Origin of the sequence: Aestuariivirga sp., from assembly GCF_044239095.1 — a bacterium.
In the GTDB taxonomy this organism is placed as follows: domain Bacteria; phylum Pseudomonadota; class Alphaproteobacteria; order Rhizobiales; family Aestuariivirgaceae; genus Aestuariivirga.
In genome coordinates this window covers 1-5,126 of sequence record NZ_JBIICB010000295.1, presented here as the reverse complement: position 1 = coordinate 5,126, position 5,126 = coordinate 1, and the positions used below count along the sequence as shown (strand labels likewise).

The following is a 5,126-nucleotide window of genomic DNA, read 5'->3' as shown; positions in this document are numbered from 1 at the left end:
TGCCGGGGGACGGCAAACACCACCTTGCGGCCGCCAAGGGCGCGGGAGGCAATGAGGCGGGTGATGGCTTCACGCGTAGCGGAGGTCTTGCCCAACCCTACGTCGACAGGAAGCCCAAGCAGCGGCGGGGGCATCTTTACGTCGTTGAAATCTAGGAAAGCATGAGGTGCCGTCTCACCTTTGCCGGACGGCGGAGGCGAAGCGACAGGGTCGTCCACGCCGGCCCACCAGTGGCTCACGTCCTCCATGAAGCGGGCAATGGCCTCCGCGAGGCTGGCACGGGCTTTGTCGACCGAAAGAACGGGCTCGGCGTAGGTAGGCCCAGGCTGCGGAATGCGGGCGGCCGATGACACCAGCGTGGCGACCGCCTCGATCCCCCCGGCGCAGAAAAGGTCATTGGCGTCTCCGGGTGTGGGCGGAATCGCGAGCCGGGCATCGGTGGCTGCCGCAGCCTTCCGCGCCGCCTCGACGCCGGGGTTCGCCGTGCGCCCGGGCTTGTCGTCATTGTCAGCAACGATAATCAGGTCGGCTTCAGGGTACTGGCTGCGCAGCGCCTCTGCGACGGGGAGCAGATTGCCAGCGTCCATTGCGGCGATGATGGTGTGGTCCGTTGCCATGCAAAGGCTCGCGCCGGTGGCCCAGCCTTCGCAGACCAGCATGGGGCCGTCCGGAGCGGAAAGCGGTGCGGGCTCCTGCCCCACCACCGCGAAATGCCCCCGCTTGGCGCCACCGGTCAGGTAGCGCTTGCCGCCATCGGCTGCGATGAACTCGAGGCTGTGTAGGACGCCTGCTACATCCTGCAGCGGCACGATGAGCCGGCCCTGCGCATCGGCGCGAAGGGCGAGCGGGGCGACCTGCTTGGCGAGAAGATAGGGATGGTCCGCCGGAGCAGGCTCCGCATGGTCCCAGATCCGGGCAGCGCGCTCCACGGCGTTCTTTGCAGGCCCGTCATCACGAACATGTTGCGCCTTGGGGCGGGAACTGGCGAGCGTGAGTAGAATGGGTTCGGCGGCGTTGGTACGTCCGGAGACCGAAGGCAGCGTCACGCCGACACGGCCTGCGATCCACTCGAGGGCATCACGGCGGCCCATGCGCAGGTGATGGGCAACCAGATCGGTAAAGCCGCCTCCCTGCCCCAGTTCATGATCGAACCAGAGACCCGCCCGCTCGCCGGACATCACCAGCGACAGGCTGCCCTTACGACCCCAGCGCCATTCGTCAGGTGTGCGAAGGCCAGGCTTGCCCAGCAACTCCAGTGCAAGCTCACGGACCTGGCCGCGGACCTCGCGGTCGAAGGCATGCCAGTCGCCGCCGCTCATTGCGCATGCTCCGCGACACGCACGTCCCAACGCACTGCCGCCGTGATGGCATCAGTGGCAGGCTGCGGGGGCTGGTCGAAGCAGTGCGGCAAGGCGGAACGAGCCTGGGCTTGTGAGGTTCAAGCCCGTGTTCTGCCTTGTGTTTACAGGCCTCCGCGACGTTCGAAGCGGTCACGCCAGCGCGCTTGCTCGCGCCTCGAACGGTTCAATCCTCATGTAATGATCGGAAACTCAATGGCAGGGGCCGCTGGTCCGCCCGCAGCCATCTGTGGATAAGTTTTTCAGCATCGGATCACAGACATTGGGGTCACCCCATGCCGCTGCTCATTGGTGGAACGGGTCCACCCTACCAAACGAAGACATACAATGGGTTCAGCCCTGCTGGTGGTTGTGAGTGCTGCTTGCTATTTGCAAAAGATTGATGGCACGAGGAGAAAGCGGGACGCCTTCAAAGGTGCCCGGAAATCAACGTTGGCATCACCAACGTTGATCTCTCAAGCACCAGAACGAGACGGGCGCGCGCCAGCTGACTGCCTGATAAGGCTTCGTCCGATGGTTAGACCGTCTCACGAACATCCGGCCCGATCATGCGCTTGGCGCCGCCACGCTGTGATTTGGGATGGCGGACGAGTGTGGCCATCGCGTCCCCGAGATTGCCAGAGATCAGTTCGTCCTCGACTTTTTGCTTCGTAAACCAATCAACGAGCAATTCCTTCTTGCTCTGTTGTTCATCAGTTATGCCGTGCACCCTGATCGTAGTGAACATCATCTCGATGTAGGGCGTGGTGTAGGGCGTCTCGCTGTCGGACTTCCGGGACTCCTCGATACGGGGCTCGGGCCAGATCGCCAGCACCATGAAGCGCGGCACACGGATGTCGATGAACTCCCCTTTCAGAAACTCAAGGCTGCCAATCCCATAACCAAACTGGCCTTCACGCCAATGCGAAGGGCTGATCGGCTGATGATTACCGGAATGAAAGTCCCAAGATGAATTTCCGGTCGCGTAGCGCGGACGGCGCTGCTCCGACAGACGTCCGGTGGCGTGCAGGTCGCCATCCCGGAGCGCGGTAAACAGTTCACTGTGAGCCTCGTCCTCGCTCCTCTTGATCGGATCCTCCGGCCGCGGCCACGTCCGCGCTGGCTTAGGCGCTTCTCCGGCTACAATTGCCTCCTGTTGACGCTTCGCCAGGATCAGCCTGGCAATATGCTGCTTGGCCTGATCGAGGGTCCACTGGTGACGGTCGAGTTTTTCGATGAACATTGGCAGGCCTCCTTGTTTGAGCCTTCCAGAACATATAAAGAACGATTGAACGGTTCAACCCTTCGGTTTCACACGGGCGGAGCTTTTCACTTTCGCAAATGAGATCAGATGTTTGGACACAGTGGAGACGGCCGGGAGAGAGACAACAGACAGCACACATGATGTTCGATTCGACAGATGCAAGCGTGCGGGCCTCAGGTTGCCGCCCGTCACTCCGTCAGCATTGTTGCGCTTCAACACGTCCGGATTGATGATGGCATCTTGATCGCACAGATTTGGCCTGGAGACATGATCAATGACGAAAGCCATTCATCAATTCCACCGGACGTGGATCGAGCAATGCGAGGCTGCGGAAGGTATTCGACTCCGCCATGGTACCGAAAGCGCCTTCGACTATGTCGTCGGCGAAAAGCTCTTCAGCTACGCCGAAGCCGCACTCACCCGCCCGGAGTTTGCCCGCGAGCTGCCAACCTTCGTGTCCGAGATCAGGCGGATCTTCTTCCGCGAGAACATTGAAACGCTGTGGCCCCGCATTGAGCGCCAGATAGCCGAACAGATGGAATCGGACCTTTACCAGATGGAGGAGGAGCTGTCCGAAGCCGTGGAGGGTGAGGACCTTGACTTCATAAAGCAGGACGCGGCCCGCATCCGGAAACAGTGGGAAGAAAAGCTCAGAGTAGCCAGACACCTGCGCGATCTTCTCGTCAGTCCCAGTCTGGGCACAGCGTGACATGAAGAACCCTGACACAACGAGTGAGCAGGCGCTTCGGGAGAAGCTGAAGAAGATCGAGTCGCTTTTCGACGGTGCCGCAACGGCGGGTGAACGCTCTGCCGCCGCTGCCGCTGCTGAGCGCATCAGGGCCCAGCTCCAGCAGGCGACACGGACTGACACGCCTGAAGAGATCAGATGCTCCATACCGAATATCTTCTCACGCAAGTTGTTCATCGCGCTTTGCCGCCGCTACGGCCTGAGGCCCTATCGCTATCCGCGTATGCATAGCCAGACGATCGTGATCAGAGCTCCGCGGCGTTTCTTCGACAACACGCTGTGGCCGGAATTCCAGACGATGAACGATGCCCTTTACGGCTATCTGGGTGAATGGACGGACCGATTGATTCGTGAAGAAATCCATGCCGAGACGCAAGATGCCGAAATAGTGGCAGAGCCGCGCAGGATCACGTGATCGCCGTCATCTACGTCTTGGGCACCTTCTTTCCTTCTGGAGGAAGGTTGCCGGGCTGCAACCATCGTGCTGGCCGCCTGGCATCGTGCCGAAAGCGGCGTCAGAAGATAAGCCATGCGGACGCTGTACGCTTGGGGATATCCGTGAAGACCGAGCCCGAGGTGAAACCGTTCCGGACGGGAACGGTTTTCTGAGGTCACCCCTTCGAACGTAGCGGCGCCATCGATGGATTTGGCAGAACGCCTGCATGCCAAACGCCCTCGACCCCAACCGCATGACCCCCGCCGAACGCCTCGCCGAGTTGGGCCGCAACCTCGCGGCCGGTCTCATCCGCATGAAGGCGCGACAGTCCAGTCCTTTATCTGCTGACCGGCGAGAAGGTTCAGTCGACATATCCCGCCCGAAGAGCAGTCATGCAACCCGCAACTCAAATGGAGGCATGACACGATGAGCGATCAAGTGCTGGCGAGATTGGCGGCGCTGAAAACCACGCCCACCCCGAAGCTCAAGGAGCAATGGCGGCAATTGTTCGAGGGCGAACCGCCCGCCTTCAACCGGCGCTACCTCGAGAGCAGGCTGGCCTACCGCATCCAGGAACTGGCTTATGGCGGGCTGAAGCCCGAGACGGTACGGCGACTGGAGAAGCTGGGTGAGGAACTGGACGGCGGCAGCAAGGCGAAGCGGCAGACGCGCGCTGACAGCAGGCCGATCTCTGGGACGCGGCTGATCCGTGAGTACCAGGGCGTCGAGCACTGCGTCACGGTGCGCGATGATGATTTCGAATATCAGGGTAGGCCCTACAAGTCGCTGTCGGCCATTGCGCGCGCTATCACGGGCACCCCGTGGAGTGGGCCCGTGTTCTTCGGCCTCAAGTCCAGCGCGAGGGCATAAGCATGAACAAGCCTGCAACGCGAAAACTCCGCTGCGCCATCTATACACGCAAATCCTCCGAGGAAGGGCTGGAGCAGGAGTTCAATTCGCTCGACGCCCAGCGTGAAGCCTGCGAGGCCTATATTGCCAGCCAGCGGTCTGAGGGCTGGGTGGTCGTACGCGACCAATATGATGACGGTGGTATCTCCGGCGGCACCCTCGACCGCCCTGCTCTTCAGCGGCTCTTGTCCGACAGTGAGGACGGGCTGGTGGACGTGGTGGTGGTCTACAAGATCGACCGCCTGTCGCGCTCGTTGATGGACTTCTCCAAGCTGGTGGAGGTCTTTGACCGCAACAACGTCACCTTCGTCAGCGTCACCCAGAGCTTCAACACCACCACCTCGATGGGGCGCCTCACCCTCAACATCCTGCTGTCCTTCGCCCAGTTCGAACGCGAGGTCACGGCCGAGCGTATACGTGACAAGGTCAAGG

General features: G+C 61.3%; 7 protein-coding genes. 4 read left to right on the top strand and 3 right to left on the bottom strand.

Annotated elements, in window-relative coordinates; translation table 11 throughout:
* The 3 genes from ACILRA_RS19570 to ACILRA_RS19560 all read right to left on the bottom strand — a co-directional run.
* A partial coding sequence (locus ACILRA_RS19570; protein ID WP_395663733.1) for a toprim domain-containing protein occupies window positions 1-1,319 on the bottom strand: 1,319 nt, incomplete at its 3' end.
* Window positions 1,320-1,875: 556 nt separating this feature from the next.
* Window positions 1,876-2,580: a hypothetical protein gene (locus ACILRA_RS19565; RefSeq protein WP_395663732.1), complete on the bottom strand. Its 705-nt coding sequence runs from the start codon at window positions 2,578-2,580 to the stop codon at window positions 1,876-1,878.
* Window positions 2,581-2,634: 54 nt separating this feature from the next.
* Window positions 2,635-2,889, bottom strand: a complete 255-nt coding sequence (locus ACILRA_RS19560; RefSeq protein ID WP_395663731.1) for a hypothetical protein — start codon at window positions 2,887-2,889, stop codon at window positions 2,635-2,637.
* Between ACILRA_RS19560 and ACILRA_RS19555 the strand changes: the two genes are divergently transcribed.
* The 4 genes from ACILRA_RS19555 to ACILRA_RS19540 form a co-directional block, all read left to right on the top strand.
* The gene (locus ACILRA_RS19555) at window positions 2,876-3,310 is read left to right on the top strand and encodes a hypothetical protein (RefSeq protein WP_395663730.1); all 435 of its coding nucleotides are present in this window, start codon (window positions 2,876-2,878) and stop codon (window positions 3,308-3,310) included. The genes ACILRA_RS19560 and ACILRA_RS19555 overlap by 14 nt on opposite strands.
* A 1-nt stretch (window position 3,311) precedes the next feature.
* Window positions 3,312-3,764, top strand: coding sequence for a hypothetical protein (locus ACILRA_RS19550; protein WP_395663729.1), 453 nt, complete (start codon window positions 3,312-3,314; stop codon window positions 3,762-3,764).
* A 447-nt stretch (window positions 3,765-4,211) separates the two neighbouring features.
* Window positions 4,212-4,655 (top strand): DUF2924 domain-containing protein, encoded by a 444-nt coding sequence (locus ACILRA_RS19545; protein ID WP_395663728.1) that lies wholly within the window; start codon window positions 4,212-4,214, stop codon window positions 4,653-4,655.
* 2 nt (window positions 4,656-4,657) lie between these two features.
* A partial coding sequence (locus ACILRA_RS19540; RefSeq protein WP_395663727.1) for a recombinase family protein occupies window positions 4,658-5,126 on the top strand: 469 nt, incomplete at its 3' end.

What these genes read in the sequence shown, in the direction of transcription:
- ACILRA_RS19550 (WP_395663729.1), top strand. Translation starts at nt 3,312, where the DNA reads ATGAAGAACCCTGACACAACGAGTGAGCAGGCGCTTCGGGAGAAGCTG.
- ACILRA_RS19545 (WP_395663728.1), top strand. Translation starts at nt 4,212, where the DNA reads ATGAGCGATCAAGTGCTGGCGAGATTGGCGGCGCTGAAAACCACGCCC.
- ACILRA_RS19555 (WP_395663730.1), top strand. Translation starts at nt 2,876, where the DNA reads ATGACGAAAGCCATTCATCAATTCCACCGGACGTGGATCGAGCAATGC.
- ACILRA_RS19565 (WP_395663732.1), bottom strand. Translation starts at nt 2,580, where the DNA reads ATGTTCATCGAAAAACTCGACCGTCACCAGTGGACCCTCGATCAGGCC.
- ACILRA_RS19560 (WP_395663731.1), bottom strand. Translation starts at nt 2,889, where the DNA reads ATGGCTTTCGTCATTGATCATGTCTCCAGGCCAAATCTGTGCGATCAA.